We start from the raw sequence: 23,392 nt of genomic DNA on the forward strand, positions 1-23,392 counted from the left end.
GGGCTTTTTTCACACAAGCGCCATACTCCCCACAATAACTCCGCTCAACGCCACCAGCCCCGCAGTCAGCCACAGCGCTTTCGCCGGGAATGACTTACGCAGCATGATAAGCGACGGCAGGCTCACCGCCGGCAGCGTGATGAGCAGCGCCAGCGCCGGTGCGGTCCCCATACCAGCCATCATCATGGTCTGAATAATCGGGATCTCCGCCGCGGTTGGGATCACAAACAGGCACCCGGCCACCGCCATCGCAATCACCCACATCAGCGTGTTGTCGATAGCGCCATCCGCATGCGGGAACAGCCAGACGCGCGCCGCCCCCAGCACCAGTACGGCCAGGATATAGACCGGAATGGTGCTCCAGAAAAGCTGCCACAGCGCTTTGCCCCAGCGAGCAAAGAAATTGCCCTGCGGCTCGCTGACGTCCAGCTCAACGGAGGCAGGCCCGGCCTCGTTGTCTTTCACCAGGTGCTGCACCAGCGTAGCGACAAGCACCACCGTCAGCAGGCCAGCCGCCAGACGGATAAACGCGAAATGCCAGCCGAGAACGAAGCCCATAAACACCAGCGTTGCCGGGTTCAGCAGGGGGTTACCCATCCAGAAGGCAAGCGCGCCGCCCATCGACACGCGCTGTCGGCGCATACCCGCCGCCACCGGTGCGGCGCAGCAGGAGCACATCATGCCCGGCAGGGAGAAAATCGTCCCCAGCAGCGTGCCCTTCAAGCGCGGCTGTCCCAGGGTTTTCACCAGCCAGTTACGCGGGATAAGTACCTGAATCAGCGAGCCCAGCAATACGCCCAATACCGCCGCTTTCCAGACGGCAAGAAAATAGACCATGGCGTAATCCCACGCCGCGCGTAGCGGGCTGGAATCGGCCTGCGCGAGAATCGATTTACCGATGCTGTGGGTGTCGGCGGCGGTGAAGGCTTTACCGTAGTACGGCTGCCATTTCACATACCAGAGGCCAATGATGACCACGAGAAAGAAGAGTGCGGGCTTCCACCACTGAACAGGTGTTGCCGCCTGAGATGAAGACTGACCAGTCATACCATTCCCCGGAAGGTGTTATTTAATAAGCCGAGGAAGTTTACGCCTCGCCCTGCGCGATTTCACGCAGTTTTGCCGAAGGGATAATATTAACCCCCTCCTGCGACGGAGCCAGCGCCTCTTTTAGCATCGCCAGCGCGACATCCCGCGCCTCGATGGACTTCCAGTTACCCGGCAGAATGCGAAACAGCGGAGCGAAAATAGACTCGTTAAAACGACGTTCGTCACGGTGCCCCATCAGCATGGAAGGCCGCGCGATGGTCAGGCGCTCCCATTTCTGCGCGATTAACGCCTCTTCCATTTTGCCCTTCACCTGGTTGTAAAAAAACGGCGAGCCTGCGTTCGCGCCGTGCGCGCTGACCACCAGGAAATGTTTTGCGCCCAGCTTTTTCGCCGTCAGGGCGGTATCCACCACCAGTGTGTAATCCGCATGGACAAAAGCTTCTTTACTGCCCGCTTCCCGTCGGGTGGTACCAAGGCAGCAAAAGGCGATATCAATGGGATCCTGCACCTGCGCCAGCGCGTCGGTGAGCTGTGGATCGTGCGGGTTATAGACGCCGGTGATATCCAACAGCGGGCGACGCGTCGGGGCGGCGATATAATTGATATGCCGATCCTGGATCAGCAGCCGCAGCAGATGTCCACCCACCAGCCCGGTTGCGCCGGTAATCAGTACCTGACTCATCTTATCCCCTTTACAGAATTGTCCGTTTGCGTTCTGGGCCTGCTCTACCACACTTAAAAGTCTGTTACCGGTAAGTATTTACCACAAACGGGAAAAAAACAGTCTGAAGCGAAAACAACGGAGGAAGCATGGGTAAAAAAATCGCAGTCTTGATTACCGACGAGTTTGAAGATTCAGAATTTACGTCGCCAGCAGAGGCATTCCGCAAGGCGGGCCACGAGGTGGTCACCATCGAGAAAGAAGCGGGTAAAACCGTGAAGGGCCATAAGGGCGAAGCCAGCGTGACCATTGACGAATCCATTGATAACGTCAGCCCGTCGGATTTCGACGCCCTGCTGTTACCGGGCGGTCATTCACCGGATTCCCTGCGCGGAGACGAGCGTTTCGTCACCTTTACCCGTGACTTCGTCGGCACCGGTAAACCGGTATTTGCCATTTGCCACGGTCCGCAGCTGCTGATCAGCGCCGAGGTGGTACGCGGGCGTAAGCTCACCGCGGTGAAGCCGATCGTTATCGATCTGAAAAACGCGGGAGCCGAGTTCTACGATCAGGAAGTGGTGAACGATAACGATCAGCTGATCACCAGCCGTACACCGGACGATCTGCCGGCGTTTAACCGTGAAGCGCTACGCCTGCTCGGCGCGTAACCAGTGCAGCTTCTTGCCAAAGCCCAGGGTGTTGTCGGTAAATTTCAGCTCATCAAGGCGGATTTCCCACACCGGGGCTTTTAGCGCCGCGGCCACCGGGAAGCGGCGCGTATAGCGTTTACGTTGCGCGTCGCTCTCCTCACCTTCCAGGCGACGAATTTCGCCTTTAAACTGGACCCCGCGGATCAGCGCAACGGTTTTAGGCTGACCGTTTACCGTGCCCGCCACTTTTGCCCGCTGGCCCGTCATCTGCGCATGCCGCGTTTTATCTTCGCTCATCACGTAAAAGGCCACGCGCTCGGGATCGTAGTAATAAAAGGCATTTGCGCACCACATCTCCTCGTCTTTACAGACGCACCAGGTCACGACATGCTGCTTTGCCAGCCAGCGGTTAATGGCGGCCAGTGTTTCCATTTTCGCTCTCTCTCATGCTATGGTGCGTTCACCTTAACATACTGAATCTGTTTACCGTGTGCTGGTTTCTCTATCTTGTCCGAACCGCTGATAACGCACTCTACACCGGGATCACTACCGATGTGGCACGGCGTTTTTTACAACATCAAACGGGGAAAGGGGCGAAGGCACTGCGGGGGAAAGGTGAACTTCAGTTAGCGTTTTCAGCCGCCGTGGGCGACCGATCCCTGGCGCTCAGGCTGGAATACCGCATCAAGCAGCTGACGAAGCGCCAGAAAGAGCGTCTCGTCAACGGGGACGGCTCTTTCGAGGCGCTACGCGAAAGCCTGCTTAAAAACGATTGAAATGATCGTGATACTCCACCAGACCGGTAACGCCGTCGAGCGCATCATCCGCCAGAGGATGCACCAGGAAAGATGTTTCCGTGCCCGGCCAGTGGCAGCGCAGATCGTATCTGGACGCTGGCTTAAAACCTAAACGTTCGTAGAACGCCGGATCGCCCAGAACGACGACAGCGGCATAGCCAAATTCATTCAGTGAATCCAGCCCTTCATAGACCAGCTGGCGCGCCAGGCCCTGGCCACGGTAGTTTTCATCCACCGCCAGCGGCGCCATGCCGACCCACTGTAACTCTTCACCCTGCACAATCACCGGGCTGAAGGCCACGTAGCCGACCACCTGCCCTTCATCGTCGGTGGCAACCAGGCCCAGCGTAATCAGGCCATCTTCGCGAAGATCGTGAACCAGTTGGGCTTCGGCGTCGCCTGCAAAAGAGCGGCGTAACAACGCATCGATACCCGGCGCATCAATCCCAATTTCGACTCGAATCAGCATGGCTCACCTACTGAAGTGTGTTTACTGTCCGGCGGGGTTTTTAGCCCGGCCTCAACGAAATCTGCCATTTGCATCAACATCATACGCAGCGCTTTCGGCATCTGCTCCAGCTCAATGGCATCCATTAAATTTTTGACGTACAGACCGAGCTCCGTATCGCCTTCAATCACCAGACGACGCTGGAAGAAGAGGGTGTCCGGATCCTGTTTGCGCGCGGCGATCATCAGCAGATCGCTGGCATCCGCGCTAAAGCTGACATCCGCCTCGGCGGTTTCACGGACGATCAGCCGATCGTTCTCAACGGAAGTAAACCAGCGCAACCCGATATCGCGCACTTCAATCTTTAACCAGCGGCCTTCCAGAAACTCCAGCTCACCGTCCTGTAGCGCCTGGCGGAACTGCCAGCTCAGTACCTGTTCCAGCACCTGGCGTTTAAGCGCGAACGGCGCCAGTTTTACCGGCACGCTCAACATTGATGGACCAAATTGTACGAGACGTGAACGCAGTTTATCCAGCACGAGCTTTACTCCCTGATAGCTATAGTCCTGCTATTTTGCCATATCCCGACAAGAAGATAGCGGCGTAAATCAACAAACCGTTGTCCGGTATACCTCATTATTGGTGCCATCAATACGCCATTAGCTGCCTTAAATCAAAAATTGTCGCGTATGGGTTAATTAAAATCCCAGCTCGTTAACATTTTTTACGATCCCTGCGATCGACAACATCGGGATAAATTATGGAGCTGCTCTGCCCTGCCGGAAACCTTCCGGCGCTTAAGGCGGCCATCGAAAATGGGGCCGATGCGGTCTATATCGGGCTGAAAGATGATACCAACGCCCGCCATTTTGCGGGTCTTAACTTTACGGAGAAAAAGCTTCAGGAAGCCGTTAACTTCGTTCACCAGCACCGGCGCAAACTGCACATCGCCATCAATACCTTTGCCCATCCTGATGGCTATGCCCGCTGGCAGCGCGCTGTGGATATGGCGGCCCAGCTGGGCGCCGATGCGCTGATCCTGGCCGACCTCGCCATGCTTGAGTATGCGGCAGAACGTTATCCGCATATTGAGCGCCACGTCTCTGTTCAGGCATCGGCCACCAATGAAGAGGCAGTGCGTTTTTATCATCGACACTTTGACGTAGCCCGCGTGGTGCTGCCGCGCGTGCTCTCTATTCATCAGGTTAAGCAACTGGCGCGCGTCACGCCAGTGCCGCTGGAGGTTTTTGCCTTCGGCAGCCTGTGCATCATGGCCGAAGGCCGCTGCTATCTTTCCTCGTATTTGACCGGCGAATCGCCAAATACCGTCGGCGCCTGCTCGCCTGCCCGCTTCGTTCGCTGGCAGCAAACGCCGCAGGGACTGGAGTCACGCCTGAATGACGTGTTAATTGACCGCTATCAGGACGGTGAAAACGCGGGTTACCCGACGCTGTGCAAAGGCCGTTATCTGGTGGACGGCGAGCGCTACCACGCACTGGAGGAACCCACCAGCCTCAACACGCTGGAATTGCTGCCGGAACTGCTGGCCGCCAATATTGCCTCAGTGAAAATCGAAGGCCGCCAGCGCAGCCCGGCCTACGTGAGCCAGGTAGCGAAGGTGTGGCGTCAGGCCATCGACCGCTGCATGGCGGACCCGCAAAACTACGCCCCGCAGCCGGCATGGATGGAGACGCTCGGCGCGATGTCCGAAGGCACCCAAACCACGCTCGGCGCGTATCACCGTAAATGGCAGTGAGATAATCATGAAATATTCATTAGGGCCGGTGCTTTACTACTGGCCAAAAGAGACGCTGGAAGATTTTTACCAGCAGGCGGCTAACAGCAGCGCCGATGTGATTTACCTCGGCGAAGCGGTGTGCAGCAAGCGCCGCGCCACCAAAGTGGGCGACTGGCTGGATATGGCGAAAAACCTGGCCGGCAGCGGCAAGCAGGTGGTGCTCTCGACGCTGGCGCTGGTACAGGCGTCCTCTGAACTGGGCGAGCTGAAGCGCTACGTCGAAAACGGTGAGTTCCTGCTGGAGGCGAGCGACCTGGGCGTGGTAAACCTGTGCGCCGAGCGTAAGCTACCCTTTGTCGCCGGACATGCCCTGAACTGCTATAACGCCGTAACCCTGCGCCTGCTGCTCAAACAGGGGATGACCCGCTGGTGCATGCCAGTAGAGCTCTCCCGCGACTGGCTGGCCAACCTGCTGAATCAGTGCGAAGAGCTGGGCATTCGCAACAAGTTTGAAGTGGAAGTCCTGAGCTATGGCCATCTGCCGCTGGCCTACTCTGCCCGCTGCTTCACCGCACGTTCCGAAGATCGCCCGAAAGACGAGTGCGAAACCTGCTGCATTAAGTACCCGAACGGACGCAGCATGCTGTCGCAGGAGAACCAGCAGGTATTTGTCCTCAACGGCATTCAGACCATGAGCGGTTACGTCTATAACCTCGGCAACGAACTGGCGTCAATGAACGGGCTGGTGGATATGGTGCGTCTTTCGCCGCTTGATACCGGCGTTTTCGCCATGCTGGACGCCTTCCGCGCCAACGAAAACGGCGCCTCGCCGCTGCCGCTGACGGCAAACAGCAACTGCAACGGTTACTGGCGACGTCTCGCCGGGCTGGAATTGCAGGCGTAAAAAAAGGCTCACTTTGTTAACAACGGTTATCATTTTTTAATGCAGTATTAAAGATTGACCGTCGACAAAGTGAGCTGTTATGACTGACAAAACCATTCCGTTTTCGGTGCTGGATCTGGCACCGATCCCACAAGGCTCCTCGGCCAGAGAAGCCTTCACGCACTCTCTCGATCTCGCTCAGCTGGCTGAAAAGCGCGGCTACCACCGCTACTGGCTGGCGGAGCACCACAACATGGTGGGCATCGCCAGCGCCGCCACCTCGGTGCTGATTGGCTATCTGGCGGCAAACACCACCACCCTGCACCTGGGCTCCGGCGGTGTGATGCTGCCGAACCACGCCCCGCTGGTGATTGCCGAGCAGTTTGGCACCCTGAATACCCTTTATCCGGGCCGTATCGATTTGGGGCTTGGCCGCGCGCCGGGCAGTGACCAGCCGACCATGCGCGCCCTGCGCCGCCATATGAGCGGCGATATCGACAACTTCCCGCGCGATGTGGCCGAGCTGGTGGACTGGTTTGACGCGCGGGATCCGAACCCGCACGTGCGTCCTGTGCCGGGGTACGGAGAAAAGATCCCGGTATGGCTATTAGGCTCAAGCCTGTATAGCGCCCAGCTCGCCGCACAGCTGGGGCTGCCGCTCGCGTTCGCCTCACACTTCGCGCCGGATATGCTGCATCAGGCACTGCATCTTTATCGTACGCACTTCAAACCGTCTGAACGTCTGGAGAAGCCGTATGCGATGGTGTGTATCAATATCATTGCCGCCGACAGCAACCGCGACGCGGAATTCCTGTTTACCTCTATGCAGCAGGCGTTTGTGAAGCTGCGTCGCGGCGAGACGGGCCAGCTGCCGCCGCCGGTAGAGAATATGCATCAGCTGTGGTCGGCCTCCGAGCAGTATGGCGTGCAGCAGGCTCTGAGTATGTCGCTGGTGGGTGATAAGGCGAAAGTGCGTCACGGGCTGGAGGCGGTGCTGCGTGAAACCCAGGCGGATGAGATTATGGTTAACGGCCAGATTTTCGATCACCAGGCGCGTCTGCACTCGTTTGAGCTGGCGATGCAGGTGAAAGAGGAGCTGGTGGGGTAGTTTTTTGCTTTGCCCGGTGGCGCTTCGCTTACCGGGCCTACATTCTTTTCTCCCTCTCCCATGGGGAGAGGGCCGGGGTGAGGGGTTCAGACCGCACGTTTTACTGATACACAGGCAACAGATTAAAACTCGACAGCACGTGCACCACCGCATTGCCGATACCAAATACCAGAATCAGCGCAATCATCGGTTTTCCGCCCCAGACGCGGAATTTCGGGCTGCCGAAGCGCTTACGTGATTTGCGCGCCAGCAGCGCCGGTACAATCGCCGCCCAGATGGTGGCCGCCAGTCCTGCATAGCCGATGGCGTACAGGAAACCGTTCGGCCACAGCAGGCCGCCCACAATCGGCGGCAGGAAGGTCAACAGCGCCGTTTTGAAGCGCCCCATCGCAGAGTCATCAAAACCAAACAGATCCGCCAGGTAGTCAAACAGGCCCAGCGTCACGCCGAGGAATGAGCTCGCCACCGCAAAGTTCGAGAAGACCACCAGAAGCAGATCCAGGCTGCGGCTGTTCAGCACGCCGCTCAGCGCCTGTACCAGCACATCAATGTTACCGCCCTTCTGCGCAATGCCGATAAATTCCGGACGCGGGATGTTACCCATCGTCCCCAGCAGCCAGATCACATACAGCCCCAGCGCCAGCAGCGTGCCGTAAACCAGGCATTTCACGATGGTGCGCGGATCCTTGCCGTAGTACTTCATCAGGCTCGGTACGTTGCCGTGGTAGCCGAACGACGCCAGACAGAATGGCAGCGTCATCAGCAGGTACGGCGTGTAGGAGGTGTTCACTTCCGCAACGTTAAACAGCGTCGCTGGCGTGACGTGACCCAGCAGGCTGCCGAAGGTCAGGAAGAAGGTGATAACCTTTGCGCCCAGCACGATCGCCGTCATTCGGCTCACCGCTTTGGTACTTAACCAGACGATAAACGCCACAGCCAGCGCAAAGCACAGCCCCGCCAGACGCGCCGGTACGTTCAGCGACATCTCAGAAAAGGTGTGATGCAGAATCGAGCCGCTCGCTGAAATGTACGCGTAGGTGAGGATATAGAGAACAAACGCGATAGAAATCCCATTCACCAGGTTCCAGCCTTTGCCCAGCAGATCTTTGGTGATGGTGTCGAAGCTGGAGCCAATGCGGTAGTTCAGGTTTGCTTCGAGGATCATCAGCCCGGAATGGAGCATGCAGAACCAGGTGAAAACCAGCGCCGCCAGCGACCAGAAGAACCACGCACCGGACATGACCACAGGCAGGGAAAACATCCCGGCACCAATGATGGTTCCGCCGATGATCACCACGCCGCCAAGCAGCGAAGGTGACGTTTGGGTGGTGGTTAGTGTTGCCATGCGGCCTTATCTCCAGTGAAAAATGTGGTTCTGCATTTTAGTGTGTTGCACTGTACCAGTACAAGAGTACAAAAGGAATAAAAAAAGCCCCGATAGCAACTATCGGGGCTGTATATTTTACTTTACGTCAGAAGCGAAAGGCTTACGCGTCACCGAAACGACGACGGCTGGCACCTTCTTCACGGCGTGGACCACGGTTTTCGCGGCGCTCACCGGAGAAACGACGGCCTTCACCACCGCGACCTTCGCTGCGACCGCCTTCACGACGCTCGCCACCGAAACCGCGACCACCGCCACGACGTTCGCCGCCACGGTCAGGACGTGGCTGTGCATCGCCCAGCAGCTGCATGTTCATCGGCTTGTTCAGGATGCGGGTGCGAGTAAAGTGTTGCAGTACTTCGCCCGGCATGCCTTTTGGCAGCTCGATGGTGGAGTGGGAACCGAACAGCTTGATGTTACCGATGTAACGGCTGCTGATGTCGCCTTCGTTAGCGATCGCGCCAACGATGTGACGAACTTCAACACCATCATCACGACCCACTTCAATGCGATACAGTTCCATTTCGCCAGCGTCACGACGCTCGCGACGTGGACGGTCTTCACCACCACGCTCTGGACGGTCACCGCGTGGACCACGGTCGTTACGGTCGCCACGACGTTCGAAACGATCGTCACGGTCACGGAACTCACGCTTAGGACGCATCGGCGCATCAGGCGGCACGATCAGGCTACGTTCGCCCTGCGCCATTTTCAGCAGTGCTGCGGCCAGGGTTTCCATGTCCAGCTCTTCGCCTTCAGCGACAGGCTGGATCTGGGACAGCAGCGCACGGTACTGATCCAGATCGCTGCTTTCCAGCTGCTGCTGTACTTTCGCGGCGAATTTTTCCAGGCGGCGTTTGCCCAGCAGTTCTGCGTTTGGCAGCTCGGCTTCTGGAATGGTCAGCTTCATGGTGCGTTCAATGTTACGCAGCAGACGACGCTCGCGGTTCTCAACGAACAGCAGCGCACGACCCGCGCGACCCGCACGACCGGTACGGCCGATACGGTGAACGTAAGACTCGGAGTCCATTGGGATATCGTAGTTTACAACCAGGCTGATACGCTCAACGTCCAGGCCACGTGCTGCCACGTCGGTTGCAATCAGGATATCCAGACGACCGTCTTTCAGACGCTCCAGAGTCTGCTCACGCAGGGCCTGGTTCATGTCGCCGTTCAGCGCTGCGCTGTTGTAGCCGCTACGCTCCAGGGCTTCAGCCACTTCCAGGGTCGCGTTTTTGGTACGAACGAAGATGATCGCCGCATCAAAATCTTCTGCTTCCAGGAAACGCACCAGCGCTTCGTTTTTGCGCATGCCGTACACAGACCAGTAGCTCTGGCTGATGTCCGGGCGAGTGGTCACGCTGGACTGAATGCGCACTTCCTGCGGCTCTTTCATGAAGCGGCGGGTAATGCGACGGATCGCTTCTGGCATGGTTGCAGAGAACAGAGCGGTCTGATGACCTTCCGGGATCTGCGCCATGATGGTTTCTACGTCTTCGATGAAGCCCATACGCAGCATTTCATCGGCTTCGTCCAGTACCAGACCGCTCAGTTTAGAGAGGTCCAGGGTACCGCGCTTCAGGTGATCCAGCAGACGGCCCGGCGTACCGACAACAATCTGTGGACCCTGGCGCAGGGCGCGTAACTGCACGTCATAACGCTGGCCGCCGTACAGGGCTACCACGTTTACGCCGCGCATATGTTTAGAGAATTCCGTCATAGCTTCAGCAACCTGAACAGCCAGTTCACGGGTTGGAGCCAGGACGAGGATCTGCGGCGCGCGCAGGTCCGGATCAATGTTGTTCAGCAGCGGCAGCGAGAATGCTGCGGTTTTACCGCTACCAGTCTGGGCCATGCCCAGCACGTCACGACCAGAAAGCAGGTGTGGGATACACTCAGCCTGGATCGGAGATGGTTTTTCGTAACCCAGATCGTTAAGGGCTTCAAGGATAGGAGCCTTCAGGCCCAGATCTGCAAAAGTGGTTTCGAATTCAGCCATGTAGTACAAGTGCCTCGATATTAATGGCGGCCAGTCTACTTAGCTCATCGTGAAAATGATTAGCAATTTTCATTGAAAAGTGTGAACCGGCTCAAATTAGGTGTATTGACGAACAACAACGCCCTCACCAGTGAAGGTGATGGCAATCAAAAGATTACGGGCTGATGTTTATGTCGTCAGCTATTGCTGGTCCGATTCTGCCAGGTCGTCTTGCTCCTGGCCCAAGAGCGATAATTCCAACAATGCATAACGGTGCTCAACGAAGTTATGTACGTTGTTAGCAACCGCTAATTTGAACAGTGCCGTAGCGCTGTCCATATCCCCCAGACTTAGGTAGTACTTACCTAAATAGAAGTTGGTTTCACTGAGATGCTCAGCGAGCGAGGTGTTATCCGTTGCGTCCGCCTTGAGGCGTTCCATCAGCGTTGCTTCGCTAATGTTGCCCAGGTAGAACTCGACAATGTTCCATCCCCACTGTTCCTTGTCCGATTTATCGAAGCGCTGTTTCAGTGCTTCTTTGGCCTGCTTCTCATCGAGCTTCTGCTCAACAATGTAAAGCCACAGGCTGCGGAAAGGATCATTAGGATCGTCTTGATAAAACGCCAGCAGATCATCTTGCGCTAACTTATCACGACCGCCGTAATACAATGCGATACCGCGATTCAAGTGCGCGTAGTTGTAAGTTGGATCAAGCTCAAGTACAGAATCAAACGCTTCATAGGCAGCATCAAAATTGCCTGCCTGCGTTAAATAAATGCCTAAGTAATTGAATACTTCAGGCATATCAGGTCGAATCGCCAGCGCTTGTGAAAAATCATTTCGCGCTAGTGCCCTCAGACCGAGACTATCATACAACACTCCGCGCTCATATAAAAGCTGTGCGCGTTCGTCATCGGTTAAAGCCCGACTGGCAAGTATTTGTTCCATGCGTGCCAGAATGACTTCCTGCTGCAAAGTCGGTTGCAATGGCACTGCGAGGACTTCGCTCTTACGCCAGGCAGAGTTGCTGCATCCTGCCAGCGTTAAAGCTGTCGCAACGAAACACCAGCGCAAAAAAGGCTTCATTTCCCACTCCCGAAGACAACTATTGATGAACGTCCTGTCCCCCGGCGGCTTAACAAGGCGTCCTGCCTGATAATAAGCCCTCCGCCTGCGCGGAGGGCAAATGGCAACCTTACTCGCCTTGCTGTTCAGCAGCCGGGGCTTCCGGTGCCGCAGCAGGCTGAGACTGCTCGGTTGCTTCTTTAATGCTCAGACGGATACGGCCCTGGCGGTCAACTTCCAGAACTTTCACCGGTACTTCCTGACCCATTTGCAGGTAATCGGTCACTTTCTCAACGCGCTTGTCAGCGATCTGAGAGATGTGTACCAGACCTTCTTTACCGCCACCGATGGCAACGAATGCGCCAAAGTCAACGATACGGGTCACTTTACCATTGTAGATACGGCCCACTTCGATTTCTGCCGTGATCTCTTCGATACGACGGATAGCGTATTTCGCTTTCTCGCCGTCGGTTGCTGCAATTTTCACAGTACCGTCATCTTCGATTTCGATGGTGGTGCCCGTTTCTTCGGTCAGTGCACGGATAACAGAACCGCCCTTACCGATAACATCTTTGATCTTGTCTGGATTGATCTTGATGGTGTGGATACGTGGAGCGAACTGAGAAATATCACCACGCGGCGCATTAATCGCCTGTTCCATCACGCCCAGGATGTGCAGACGCGCACCTTTAGCCTGGTTCAGAGCAACCTGCATGATCTCTTTGGTGATACCTTCAATTTTGATATCCATCTGCAAGGCAGAGATACCGTCACGGGAACCCGCTACTTTGAAGTCCATATCGCCCAGGTGGTCTTCGTCGCCCAGAATGTCAGACAGAACAACGTAGTTGTCGCCTTCTTTCACCAGACCCATTGCGATACCCGCAACGGCGGCTTTAATTGGCACGCCTGCATCCATCAGCGCCAGAGAGGCACCACACACGGAAGCCATAGAAGAGGAACCGTTGGATTCGGTGATTTCAGACACCACACGTACGGTGTACGGGAATTTGTCTGCTTCTGGCATCACTGCCAGCACGCCGCGCTTCGCCAGACGACCGTGACCAATTTCACGACGCTTCGGTGAGCCAACCATACCGGTTTCGCCCACAGAGTACGGAGGGAAGTTGTAGTGGAACAGGAAGCTGTCAGTACGCTCGCCCATCAGTTCGTCGATGATCTGTGCGTCACGTGCGGTACCCAGGGTCGCGGTTACCAGCGCCTGCGTTTCACCACGGGTGAACAGCGCAGAACCGTGAGTACGTGGCAGTACGCCAGTACGCACGTCCAGACCACGGATCATGTCTTTTTCACGGCCATCGATACGCGGCTCGCCTGCCAGGACGCGGCTACGAACAACGTTTTTCTCGATGGCGTGCAGGATTTCGCCAATCTCGTTAGCGTCCAGCGTTTCGTCTTCGGCAACCAGGGTCGCGGTCACTTCAGATTTGATCACATCAACCTGAGCATAGCGCTCCTGTTTGTCGGTGATGCGGTATGCGTCGCTCAGACGAGATTCTGCCAGTGCAGCAACGCGTGCGTTCAGCGCCTCGTTCACCGCTTCTGGCTGCCAGTCCCAACGTGGTTTACCGGCTTCTTTCACCAGGTCGTTGATGTTCTGAATAACGATCTGCTGCTGCTCGTGGCCAAATACCACAGCGCCCAGCATCTGATCTTCGCTCAGCAGTTCAGCTTCGGATTCAACCATCAGAACCGCTGCTTCAGTACCGGCAACAACCAGGTCCAGCTTACTCTCTTTCAGCTCTTCCTGAGTTGGGTTCAGTACGTACTGGTCGTTGATGTAGCCAACGCGCGCGGAACCGATTGGGCCATTGAATGGAATACCAGACAGTGACAGGGCCGCAGATGCGCCGATCATAGCAACGATGTCCGGGTTAACCTGTGGGTTAACGGAAACAACGGTCGCAATAACCTGAACTTCGTTTACGAAGCCTTCCGGGAACAGCGGACGAACCGGGCGGTCAATCAGACGCGCGATCAGGGTTTCGCCTTCGCTTGGACGGCCTTCACGACGGAAGAAGCCACCCGGGATTTTACCGGCAGCGTAGGTACGCTCCTGGTAGTTAACGGTCAGTGGGAAGAAGTCCTGACCTGGTTTAGCTTTTTTCTGGCCAACTACGGTAACGAATACAGCGGTGTCATCCATGCTTACCATAACGGCAGCAGTAGCCTGACGCGCCATCATGCCGGTTTCCAGCGTGACGGTATGCTGACCATACTGGAATTTACGAACGATCGGATTCAGCAAAATTCTGTCCTTTCTTAAATGTTTGAAAGCACACCTCAGGTGTGCTGACGATTTAACCCGACCTTCTTCGCATCCTCGCGACTAATGACAACCGACACCCCCATGGGTGAAGCCTCTCATTAGCCGCGCGAACCTCTGCAATGAAGATCATTTATAGCAACAATACAATAGTTTCCATTGAATTGCTGCCGTCTGGTTGAAAAAAGGGGCCATCAGGCCCCCTTTTCTGAAACTCGCAAGAATTAGCGACGCAGGCCCAGACGCTCGATCAGCGCGGTGTAGCGTGCAACATCTTTACGCTTCAGGTAGTCGAGCAGTTTACGACGCTGAGAAACCATACGCAGCAGACCACGACGGCTGTGGTGATCTTTTTTGTGCTCTGCAAAGTGACCTTGCAGGTGGTTAATCTGTGCAGTCAGCAGTGCAACCTGAACTTCGGTAGAACCGCTGTCGTTAGTACCACGACCAAACTCAGAAACGATTTTAGCTTTAGCTTCAACGCTTAGAGACATTTTCAAACTCCAAAGTATAAAGAATGTAAGGATGCCGATCTCTAATTCAGCTATCCCATGTACGCCCCGCAGATTGTTAAACAATTTACCAGGCGTTAAGCGGCGATATTCTACTCGTCTCCCCTGCTTATCGCAAGGTGAGGCGTTATCACCGTCACGCTTCGACCGGATATTCGACGACCAGACGACGCGGCGCCACACGCCCTTCGCCGTCCATTTCGCCCATACCGATGAATTTCCCTTCGTCACCTTCCGTCACGCGTACCAGGCCCTCAAGCGGCGCCCCCGATGTGCGAACCGGGTTTCCGTTCTTAAAGTAAACGGACGATGTTAAAGGAAGATTAACAACCGGGAAGTCCACTGCCGGACTGTCCATTGGCATCAGCAGCGGGTCCAGCAGATCGGCTGGCGCAACGCCCTGCGCTTGCGCCTGTTCAACCAGGGCGTGCAGATGCTCAAGCGTCACCATGCGTTCGACCGGATATTTGCTGACCGCCAGACGACGCAGATAAATCACATGCGCGCCGCAGCCCAGCTTTTCACCGAGGTCATCAATGATGGTGCGAATGTAGGTCCCTTTCGAACAGTGTACTTCCAGCTCGAGTTCATCACCTTCGTGGCGAATGAACAGCAGCTCATACACGGTAATCGGACGAGCTTCGCGCGGAACCTCAATGCCCTGACGCGCATATTCGTAGAGCTTTTTGCCCTGATATTTCAGCGCCGAATACATCGACGGCACCTGTAGCGTATCACCACGGAAGCTGTCCAGCGCCGCATCAAGTTGCTCCGCGCTGAAGGTCACCGGGCGCTCTTCCACCACCAGGCCATCTGCATCGGAGGTATCCGTGCGCTGGCCCAGTTTGGCAATCACGCGGTAGCGCTTATCCGAATCCAGCAGGTACTGGGAAAACTTTGTCGCTTCCCCCAGGCAGATCGGCAGCATGCCGGTTGCCAGCGGATCCAGCGCGCCAGTGTGTCCTGCACGGTTGGCGTTATAAATACGCTTCACTTTTTGCAGCACGTCGTTGCTGGATGCGCCCTGTGGTTTATCCAGCAACAGCACGCCATGCACGTCACGACCGCGACGACGAGGACGACTCATCAGTCCTCCTTGCTGTCGTCCGCCGGGTTAACACGACGCTCATCGTCATGTTTCACCACGCTGGTCACCAGGTTGGACATACGCATACCTTCAACCAGCGAGTTGTCGTAGAAGAAGGTCAGCTCTGGCACGATACGCAGGCGCATTGCTTTGCCAAGCAGAGAGCGGATGAAACCAGAGGCTTCCTGCAACGCTTTAATGCCGTTCTTCACGGCGTCTTCATCCTGGTCATTCAGGAAAGTAACAAACACTTTGGCGTACGCCAGGTCGCGGGACATTTCCACGCCCGACACGGTGGTCATCATACCCACGCGTGGATCTTTGATTTCACGTTGCAGAATGAGAGCGATCTCTTTCTGCATCTCCTGCGCGACGCGCTGTGGGCGACCAAATTCTTTCGCCATAATAAATTCTCCAGACAAAAAAGGGGCTTAAGCCCCTTTTTAAAATTACTGCCGGGTGGCGCTTCGCTTACCCGGCCTACGCTAATTACTCTTCAGTTGACGAAGATTACGCGATGGTACGCTGAATTTCGATGATCTCGAACACTTCGATCATATCGCCAACGCGAACGTCGTTGTAGTTCTTCACGCCGATACCACATTCCATGCCGTTACGGACTTCGTTAACGTCATCTTTGAAGCGGCGCAGGGATTCCAGCTCACCTTCGTAGATAACCACGTTGTCACGCAGTACGCGGATTGGGTTGTGACGCTTGATGGTCCCTTCGGTAACCATACAGCCCGCGATCGCACCGAATTTCGGTGATTTGAACACGTCACGTACTTCAGCCAGACCGATGATCTGCTGTTTCAGCTCAGGAGACAGCATGCCGCTCATCGCTGCTTTCACTTCGTCAATCAGGTTATAGATGACGGAGTAGTAACGCAGATCCAGGCTTTCAGCATCAATCACTTTACGCGCAGATGCGTCAGCACGAACGTTGAAGCCAACCAGGATCGCGTTGGACGCTGCTGCCAGGGTTGCGTCGGTTTCGGTGATACCACCTACGCCAGAACCGATGATCTTCACTTTCACTTCGTCGGTAGACAGTTTCAGCAAGGAGTCGGAGATCGCTTCCACAGAACCCTGAACGTCCGCTTTCAGAACGATGTTCACTTCGTGAACTTCGCCTTCGGTCATGTTGGCGAACATGTTCTCGAGTTTAGATTTCTGCTGACGAGCCAGCTTCACTTCACGGAATTTACCCTGACGATACAGAGCGACTTCACGCGCTTTCTTCTCGTCACGTACCACGGTGACTTCGTCACCGGCAGCCGGAACACCGGACAGGCCGAGAATTTCCACTGGAATGGACGGACCCGCTTCCAGCACTTCCTGACCCAGTTCGTTACGCATCGCACGAACGCGACCGTATTCGAAACCACACAGAACGATGTCGCCCTTGTGCAGAGTACCTTCGCGAACCAGAACGGTTGCAACCGGACCACGACCTTTATCCAGGAAGGATTCGATTACCGCGCCGCTCGCCATACCTTTACGAACCGCTTTCAGCTCCAGAACTTCAGCCTGAAGCAGGATAGCGTTCAGCAGGTCGTCGATACCGGTACCTGCTTTTGCTGATACAGGGATGAACTGCGCTTCACCGCCCCACTCTTCCGGCATAACGCCGTACTGGGACAGTTCGTTCTTCACGCGATCCATATCGGCTTCTGGCTTATCGATTTTGTTAACTGCGACAACCAGAGGCACCTGCGCCGCTTTCGCGTGCTGGATAGCTTCAATGGTCTGTGGCATCACGCCATCGTCGGCAGCAACAACCAGAACAACGATATCCGTTGCCTGAGCACCACGAGCACGCATTGAGGTAAACGCTGCGTGGCCTGGGGTATCCAGGAAGGTGATCATGCCGTTTTCGGTTTCTACGTGGTAAGCACCGATGTGCTGGGTAATACCACCCGCTTCGCCGGAGGCAACCTTAGTAGAACGAATGTAGTCAAGCAGAGAGGTTTTACCGTGGTCAACGTGACCCATGATGGTCACGACCGGTGCGCGCGGTTCAGCCGCTGCGCCCGTATCACGGTCGCTCATTACTGCTTCTTCCAGCTCGTTTTCACGACGCAGGATAACTTTGTGACCCATCTCTTCGGCAACCAGCTGTGCGGTTTCCTGGTCGATGACCTGGTTGATGGTGGCCATTGCGCCCAGTTTCATCATCGCTTTGATGACCTGAGAGCCTTTCACCGCCATCTTGTTAGCCAGTTCGCCAACGGTGATGGTTTCGCCGATCACAACGTCACGGTTAACGGCCTGAGCAGGCTTCTGGAAGCCCTGCTGGAGAGCGGAACCTTTACGCTTGCCGCCTTTACCGCCGCGAACCGCTGCACGCGCTTCTTCACGGTCAGCTTTTGATTCAGCGTGTTTGTTACCTTTTTTCGCAGGACGCGCAGCTTTTGCACTGCGAGTACGGCCACGACCACCTTCAACTTCGCGGTCGTTGTCGTCTTCTGCCTGACGCGCATGCTGAGACGTGGTGACGTGATAATCGCTGGTATCTTCAGTTGGTTCAGCGGTATTCACACCGTTCTTCTCGTTTTCTTCTGCCATGCGACGCGCTTCTTCGGCGACGCGGCGAGCTTCTTCTTCAAGCTTGCGGCGGGCTTCTTCTTCCGCTTTACGCTTCAGCTCGGCAGCTTCATTTTCACGGCGGGCTTTTTCAGCCTGGGCAGTTTTGGTCATTTCGTCGGTCTGTTGATTGCTCACTTTGTCTTTTTCCGCAGCGTCACGCTTCGCTTTTTCACCGGCGTCGCGTTTCGCTTTTTCTGCGGCCTCACGTTCAGCTTTTAATTCTGCTTCACGTTTGGCAGTGGCTTCTGCCTCACGCTGAGCTTGTTCTTCCGCTTCACGCTGTGCCTGCTCTTCCGCGGCAAGGCGTTCTGCCTCTTGCGGATCACGTTTTACAAAGGTGCGCGTCTTGCGGACTTCAATTTGTACCGACTTGCTTTTGCCACCGGTACCAGGGATGTTCAACGTGCTACGCGTTTTACGCTGTAGCGTTAACTTGTCAGGCGTAGAGCCGTGTTCACGGTTCAGGTGCGCTAACAAGGTTTGTTTTTCTTGCGCGGTCACCGAGTCATCAGCGGACTTCGGGATCCCTGCATCAGCAAATTGCTGTACCAGGCGGTCCACGGAGGTCTGAATCTCAGCAGCCAGCGATTTTACAGTTACATCAGTCATGCTGTTCCTTCCTGCTACAGTTTATTACGCTTCGTCGCCGAACCAGCAAATATTACGTGCGGCCATGATGAGTTCGCCGGCTTTCTCGTCGGTTAAACCTTCGATATCGGCCAGGTCATCAACGCCTTGCTCAGCGAGATCTTCCAGCGTACAAACACCACGGGCAGCCAGCTTGAACGCAATCGCACGATCAAGACCTTCCAGATTCAGCAGGTCATCAGCCGGCTTCTTATCGCCAAGGCTTTCTTCCTGAGCCAGCGCCAGGGTGGTCAGTGCGTTTTTAGCGCGTTCACGCAGGGCTTCAACGGTTGGTTCATCCAGACCGTCAATTTCCAGCAGCTCTTTCATTGGCACGTAGGCCAGTTCTTCCAGCGTAGAGAAACCTTCTTCAACCAGCACAGTGGCGAAGTCTTCGTCAATGTCCAGGTATTTGGTGAAGGTATCGATCGCCGCGTGGGCTTCAGCCTGATGCTTGGCCTGAAGGTCATCAACGGTCATCACGTTGAGTTCCCAGCCGCTCAGCTGTGACGCCAGACGTACGTTCTGACCATTACGGCCAATCGCCTGCGCCAGGTTGCCCGCTTCTACAGCGATATCCATGGTGTGTTTGTCTTCGTCAACAACGATAGACGCCACATCAGCCGGTGCCATTGCGTTGATCACGAACTGCGCCGGGTTATCGTCCCACAGAACGATATCAATGCGCTCGCCGCCCAGTTCGGTAGAAACCGCCTGAACACGTGCGCCACGCATACCGACGCAAGCACCGACCGGGTCGATACGCTTGTCGTTGGTTTTCACCGCAATTTTCGCACGGGAACCCGGATCGCGGGCCGCCGCTTTGATTTCGATAACTTCTTCGCCGATTTCCGGCACTTCGATACGGAACAGTTCAACCAGCATTTCTGGTTTAGAACGCGTCACGAACAGCTGTGCACCACGCGCTTCAGGACGTACGGCATACAGCACACCACGAATACGGTCGCCTGGGCGGAAGTTTTCACGCGGCAGCATGTCTTCACGCAGGATCACGGCTTCAGCGTTACCCGGCAGCCCTTCGGATTTGATCTCCAGAGAGATGTTGTCGCGGTTCACTTTCTTCACCACACCGGTGATGATTTCGCCTTCCTGATCGCGGAACTGATCGACAACCAGCGCGCGCTCGGCTTCGCGAACTTTCTGCACGATAACCTGCTTCGCGGTCTGGGTGGTGATACGGTCGAAGGTAACAGATTCAATCTGATCTTCAACGTAGTCACCCACGTTCAGACTTTCGTCTTCAAAACGTGCCGCTTCCAGCGTGATCTCTTTGGTCGGTTGGGTCACTTCTTCTACGATTACCCAACGACGGAATGTATCGAAGTCACCGCTTTTACGATCGATTTCTACGCGAACATCGATCTCTTGTTCGTATTTTTTCTTGGTTGCTGTAGCCAGTGCACTTTCCAGCGCTTCGAAAATCTTCTCACGCGGCAGTGATTTCTCGTTGGAGACGGCTTCAACAACAGCCAAAATTTCTTTGTTCATCGCGGGCTTTTCACCTCAATCCAGACTGTTAAAAGTGGGGAACCAGGTTCGCCTTCTGGATATTACTCAGCGCGAACACTTCATCTTTGCCTTCGACTGTCACCGTGATCATTTCACCATCAACGGCTTTGATAATTCCCTGCCATTTACGGCGGTTCTGTACGGCCATACGCAGAACGAGAGCCACTTCTTCACCGGTAAAGCGCACATAGTGCTCGGCCGTGAACATCGGACGATCGAGGCCAGGTGAGGAAACTTCCAGGTTGTACGCAACGGTAATCGGATCTTCAACATCAAGAACCGCACTCACCTGGTGGCTGACATCAGCACAATCATCAACATTGATGCCATCTTCACTATCAATATAGATGCGCAGTGTGGATGTACGGCCGCGAACGAATTCGATGCCGACCAGTTCGTAGCCCAGTGCTTCGACCGGCGCAGTAATCATCTCTGTTAATTTTTGCTCTAATGTGGACAAGCCCACCCCCAAGACATAAAAAAAGGGCGTAAAGCCCAGTTATTCTGTAGTCAGATAACAAAAAACCCCGATAAATCGGGGCTTTAGATAACTGAACCCTATAGCCACAACTGTGGCCTGGAGCACTCTCCGAAAGCATTTTTTCAAATCCAGCTACGAAGGCTCTAAGTCTTCACAGTATATTTGAAAAAGAACTTTATGGGAAAGTGGTTGCGGGGGCCGGATTTGAACCGACGACCTTCGGGTTATGAGCCCGACGAGCTACCAGGCTGCTCCACCCCGCGCCTGAAACGTGGCAAATTCTACGCGTTTTGGACAGAATTTGCAAATAATGCTGGGATTTGGTACCGAAGACGGGACGTAAAATCGGCGTTCAGTATATTGATAGTTGACCCCACCTGTCAACCCAACTTCAGCCAGGGCAATAAAAGGGAAATTTTTACAAAAAACGCACACGTCTCTTTCGGTCGTCGATAAAAGATGATTAAATGAATACTCACTTATTTTGCATAAACATGCATCGAGAGCGAAAGCGGTCTCTAATCAGTCAATCAAGCAGGGTTTTATTATATGACGACGATTCTCAAGCATCTCCCGGTAGGACAACGTATTGGCATCGCTTTTTCTGGCGGCCTGGATACCAGCGCTGCACTGCTGTGGATGCGCCAGAAGGGAGCGGTTCCTTATGCATATACTGCGAACCTGGGTCAGCCGGACGAGGAAGATTATGACGCGATCCCTCGTCGTGCCATGGAATATGGCGCAGAGAACGCACGTCTGATCGACTGCCGTAAGCAGCTGGTTGCCGAAGGGATTGCCGCGATCCAGTGCGGTGCTTTCCATAATACGACCGGCGGCCTGACCTATTTCAATACCACCCCGCTGGGTCGTGCCGTCACCGGCACTATGCTGGTCGCCGCCATGAAAGAAGATGGCGTGAACATCTGGGGGGACGGTAGCACCTATAAAGGCAACGATATTGAACGTTTCTATCGTTATGGCCTGCTGACCAACGCCGAGTTGCAGATCTACAAACCGTGGCTGGATACCGACTTCATCGACGAGCTGGGTGGCCGTCATGAAATGTCTGAGTTTATGATTGCCTGCGGCTTTGACTACAAGATGTCCGTTGAGAAAGCCTACTCAACCGATTCCAACATGCTGGGTGCGACGCACGAAGCGAAAGACCTGGAATTCCTGAACTCCAGCGTAAAAATTGTTAACCCGATCATGGGCGTGAAGTTCTGGGATGAGAACGTGAAGATCCCGGCGGAAGAAGTGACCGTGCGTTTCGAACGTGGTCATCCGGTTGCCCTGAACGGTAAAACCTTCTCCGACGATGTTGAACTGATGCTGGAAGCAAACCGCATCGGCGGTCGTCACGGTCTGGGTATGAGCGATCAGATCGAAAACCGTATCATCGAAGCGAAAAGCCGTGGCATTTACGAAGCGCCGGGGATGGCGCTGCTGCACATCGCTTACGAGCGTCTGCTGACCGGTATTCACAACGAAGACACCATCGAGCAGTATCACTCTCATGGCCGTCAGCTGGGCAAACTGCTGTATCAGGGTCGCTGGTTTGATCCACAGGCGCTGATGCTGCGTGACGCCCTGCAACGTTGGGTGGCAAGCGCAATCACCGGCGAAGTGACGCTGGAACTGCGTCGCGGCAATGATTACTCCATCCTCAATACCGTGTCTGACAACCTGACCTATAAAGCAGAGCGTCTGACCATGGAGAAAGGTGAGTCAGTGTTCTCTCCGGACGATCGTATTGGCCAGCTGACCATGCGTAACCTGGACATCACCGATACCCGTGAGAAGCTGTTCAACTATGTTGAGAATGGCCTGCTCTCCGCCAGTTCCGGTAATGGCCTCCCTCAGGTTGAGAACCTGGAACACAGCGATAAGAAATAATCGACAGCAAGTCATGCAAAAGGCGCCCATTGGGCGCCTTTTTTGTGGTCTTCGTAGGCCCGGTAAGCGCAGCGCCACCGGGCAAAACGGCGGGTGGCGCTGCGCTTACCCGCCCTACAAAAGATCGGATACACAGAATGTACAGACGAAAAAAAAGACGTCTTGCGACGTCTTTCTTCTGGAATATTGGTACCGAGGATGGGACTCGAACCCACAAGCCCGTTAGGGCACTACCACCTCAAGGTAGCGTGTCTACCAATTCCACCACCTCGGTACGGAATACTTACTGCGGGATATCGCTGGTTGGCTTAGCCGGTGCAGCTGGCTGAGTTTGCTCAGTTTTTGCTGGCGCGCTCAGATTTTCCCACTCGCTTCCTTTACTGGTCTTGTTGCTGTTGATATTGCCCAGCACCAGACTGATGATGAAGAACAGCGTAGCCAGAATCGCCGTCGTACGGGTCATGAAGTTCGCAGAACCACTTGAACCGAACAGCGTACCGGAAGCGCCTGCTCCGAAGGAGGCTCCCATATCAGCGCCTTTACCTTGCTGTAGCATAATCAGCGCTACGAGAGCGATGGCTACAATAAGGAAAATAACTAAAAGAGCTTCGTACATAATCA

The 23,392-nt window shown here is 55.2% G+C and carries 23 protein-coding genes and 2 tRNA genes; 6 read left to right on the forward strand and 19 right to left on the reverse strand.

Annotation, left to right across the window (positions count from 1 at the left end; genetic code table 11):
- Positions 1 to 9: 9 nt before the first annotated feature.
- Together RS584_RS20325 and RS584_RS20330 are read right to left on the reverse strand one after the other, a co-directional pair.
- On the reverse strand, positions 10 to 1,047 hold the full coding sequence (locus RS584_RS20325) for a permease (RefSeq protein ID WP_315748556.1): 1,038 nt from the start codon (positions 1,045 to 1,047) through the stop codon (positions 10 to 12).
- Positions 1,048 to 1,087: 40 nt separating this feature from the next.
- Positions 1,088 to 1,732, reverse strand: coding sequence for an NAD(P)H-binding protein (locus RS584_RS20330; RefSeq protein ID WP_023295493.1), 645 nt, complete (start codon positions 1,730 to 1,732; stop codon positions 1,088 to 1,090).
- Positions 1,733 to 1,860: 128 nt separating this feature from the next.
- On the opposite strand from RS584_RS20330, the gene RS584_RS20335 reads away from it, so the two are divergent.
- Positions 1,861 to 2,379 (forward strand): type 1 glutamine amidotransferase domain-containing protein, encoded by a 519-nt coding sequence (locus tag RS584_RS20335; protein ID WP_015571965.1) that lies wholly within the window; start codon positions 1,861 to 1,863, stop codon positions 2,377 to 2,379.
- On the opposite strand, the gene RS584_RS20340 is transcribed toward RS584_RS20335, so the two are convergent.
- The gene (locus RS584_RS20340) at positions 2,359 to 2,793 is read right to left on the reverse strand and encodes a YhbP family protein (protein WP_015571966.1); all 435 of its coding nucleotides are present in this window, start codon (positions 2,791 to 2,793) and stop codon (positions 2,359 to 2,361) included. The genes RS584_RS20335 and RS584_RS20340 overlap by 21 nt on opposite strands.
- Positions 2,794 to 2,807: 14 nt before the next feature.
- Here RS584_RS20340 and RS584_RS20345 point away from each other — a divergent pair, with 14 nt between their 5' ends.
- Positions 2,808 to 3,137, forward strand: coding sequence for a GIY-YIG nuclease family protein (locus RS584_RS20345; RefSeq protein ID WP_003861768.1), 330 nt, complete (start codon positions 2,808 to 2,810; stop codon positions 3,135 to 3,137).
- Here the strand turns inward: RS584_RS20345 and RS584_RS20350 are convergent.
- Together RS584_RS20350 and RS584_RS20355 are read right to left on the reverse strand one after the other, a co-directional pair.
- Positions 3,124 to 3,627, reverse strand: a complete 504-nt coding sequence (locus RS584_RS20350; RefSeq protein ID WP_015571968.1) for a GNAT family N-acetyltransferase — start codon at positions 3,625 to 3,627, stop codon at positions 3,124 to 3,126. The two genes, RS584_RS20345 and RS584_RS20350, sit on opposite strands and share 14 nt — an antisense overlap.
- Complete coding sequence (locus tag RS584_RS20355; protein ID WP_003861771.1) at positions 3,621 to 4,145, reverse strand: SCP2 domain-containing protein; 525 nt, start codon at positions 4,143 to 4,145, stop codon at positions 3,621 to 3,623. Before RS584_RS20355 ends, RS584_RS20350 begins: the two co-directional genes overlap by 7 nt.
- Before the next feature lie 221 nt (positions 4,146 to 4,366).
- Between RS584_RS20355 and RS584_RS20360 the strand changes: the two genes are divergently transcribed.
- From RS584_RS20360 to RS584_RS20370, 3 genes are all read left to right on the forward strand, one after another.
- Positions 4,367 to 5,362, forward strand: a complete 996-nt coding sequence (locus RS584_RS20360) for a peptidase U32 family protein (RefSeq protein ID WP_045329228.1) — start codon at positions 4,367 to 4,369, stop codon at positions 5,360 to 5,362.
- Positions 5,363 to 5,369: 7 nt separating this feature from the next.
- Positions 5,370 to 6,248 (forward strand): U32 family peptidase, encoded by an 879-nt coding sequence (locus RS584_RS20365; RefSeq protein WP_315748558.1) that lies wholly within the window; start codon positions 5,370 to 5,372, stop codon positions 6,246 to 6,248.
- 79 nt (positions 6,249 to 6,327) lie between these two features.
- Positions 6,328 to 7,335 carry a luciferase-like monooxygenase gene (locus RS584_RS20370; RefSeq protein WP_315748559.1) on the forward strand — a complete coding sequence of 336 codons (1,008 nt, stop codon included), beginning with the start codon at positions 6,328 to 6,330 and terminating at the stop codon, positions 7,333 to 7,335.
- Positions 7,336 to 7,435: 100 nt separating this feature from the next.
- On the opposite strand, the gene mtr is transcribed toward RS584_RS20370, so the two are convergent.
- The 12 genes from mtr to RS584_RS20430 form a co-directional block, all read right to left on the reverse strand.
- Positions 7,436 to 8,680 (reverse strand): tryptophan permease, encoded by a 1,245-nt coding sequence (gene mtr, locus RS584_RS20375; RefSeq protein WP_315748560.1) that lies wholly within the window; start codon positions 8,678 to 8,680, stop codon positions 7,436 to 7,438.
- A 142-nt stretch (positions 8,681 to 8,822) separates the two neighbouring features.
- Positions 8,823 to 10,718, reverse strand: coding sequence for a DEAD/DEAH family ATP-dependent RNA helicase (locus tag RS584_RS20380; protein ID WP_003861780.1), 1,896 nt, complete (start codon positions 10,716 to 10,718; stop codon positions 8,823 to 8,825).
- Positions 10,711 to 10,791 carry a protein YrbN gene (gene yrbN / locus RS584_RS20385; protein ID WP_097397692.1) on the reverse strand — a complete coding sequence of 27 codons (81 nt, stop codon included), beginning with the start codon at positions 10,789 to 10,791 and terminating at the stop codon, positions 10,711 to 10,713. Before yrbN ends, RS584_RS20380 begins: the two co-directional genes overlap by 8 nt.
- Positions 10,792 to 10,898: 107 nt before the next feature.
- On the reverse strand, positions 10,899 to 11,783 hold the full coding sequence (nlpI, locus tag RS584_RS20390; RefSeq protein WP_017693920.1) for a lipoprotein NlpI: 885 nt from the start codon (positions 11,781 to 11,783) through the stop codon (positions 10,899 to 10,901).
- Between the two features lie 109 nt (positions 11,784 to 11,892).
- Complete coding sequence (pnp, locus tag RS584_RS20395) at positions 11,893 to 14,031, reverse strand: polyribonucleotide nucleotidyltransferase (protein ID WP_017693919.1); 2,139 nt, start codon at positions 14,029 to 14,031, stop codon at positions 11,893 to 11,895.
- A 242-nt stretch (positions 14,032 to 14,273) separates the two neighbouring features.
- Positions 14,274 to 14,543: a 30S ribosomal protein S15 gene (rpsO, locus tag RS584_RS20400; RefSeq protein WP_003861789.1), complete on the reverse strand. Its 270-nt coding sequence runs from the start codon at positions 14,541 to 14,543 to the stop codon at positions 14,274 to 14,276.
- Between the two features lie 154 nt (positions 14,544 to 14,697).
- Positions 14,698 to 15,648, reverse strand: coding sequence for a tRNA pseudouridine(55) synthase TruB (gene truB / locus RS584_RS20405; RefSeq protein WP_017693918.1), 951 nt, complete (start codon positions 15,646 to 15,648; stop codon positions 14,698 to 14,700).
- Positions 15,648 to 16,052, reverse strand: a complete 405-nt coding sequence (gene rbfA, locus RS584_RS20410) for a 30S ribosome-binding factor RbfA (RefSeq protein ID WP_003861793.1) — start codon at positions 16,050 to 16,052, stop codon at positions 15,648 to 15,650. The genes truB and rbfA overlap by 1 nt, the downstream gene beginning before the upstream one ends.
- A 106-nt stretch (positions 16,053 to 16,158) precedes the next feature.
- Positions 16,159 to 18,846 carry a translation initiation factor IF-2 gene (gene infB / locus RS584_RS20415; RefSeq protein ID WP_006812117.1) on the reverse strand — a complete coding sequence of 896 codons (2,688 nt, stop codon included), beginning with the start codon at positions 18,844 to 18,846 and terminating at the stop codon, positions 16,159 to 16,161.
- 24 nt (positions 18,847 to 18,870) lie between these two features.
- Positions 18,871 to 20,373 (reverse strand): transcription termination factor NusA, encoded by a 1,503-nt coding sequence (gene nusA, locus RS584_RS20420; protein ID WP_003861798.1) that lies wholly within the window; start codon positions 20,371 to 20,373, stop codon positions 18,871 to 18,873.
- 28 nt (positions 20,374 to 20,401) lie between these two features.
- Positions 20,402 to 20,854, reverse strand: a complete 453-nt coding sequence (rimP, locus tag RS584_RS20425) for a ribosome maturation factor RimP (RefSeq protein WP_014833432.1) — start codon at positions 20,852 to 20,854, stop codon at positions 20,402 to 20,404.
- Positions 20,855 to 21,061: 207 nt separating this feature from the next.
- Positions 21,062 to 21,138, reverse strand: a tRNA-Met gene (locus RS584_RS20430).
- Between the two features lie 286 nt (positions 21,139 to 21,424).
- Between RS584_RS20430 and argG the strand changes: the two genes are divergently transcribed.
- Positions 21,425 to 22,771, forward strand: a complete 1,347-nt coding sequence (gene argG / locus RS584_RS20435; protein WP_015571974.1) for an argininosuccinate synthase — start codon at positions 21,425 to 21,427, stop codon at positions 22,769 to 22,771.
- A gap of 187 nt (positions 22,772 to 22,958) precedes the next feature.
- On the opposite strand, the gene RS584_RS20440 is transcribed toward argG, so the two are convergent.
- A tRNA-Leu gene (locus RS584_RS20440) sits at positions 22,959 to 23,045 on the reverse strand.
- Between the two features lie 9 nt (positions 23,046 to 23,054).
- Positions 23,055 to 23,387, reverse strand: coding sequence for a preprotein translocase subunit SecG (gene secG, locus RS584_RS20445; RefSeq protein WP_003861803.1), 333 nt, complete (start codon positions 23,385 to 23,387; stop codon positions 23,055 to 23,057).
- Positions 23,388 to 23,392: the final 5 nt, after the last annotated feature.

This window comes from Enterobacter sp. DTU_2021_1002640_1_SI_PRY_ASU_LCPMC_013, assembly GCF_032389435.1.
Lineage (GTDB): Bacteria > Pseudomonadota > Gammaproteobacteria > Enterobacterales > Enterobacteriaceae > Enterobacter > Enterobacter hormaechei_C.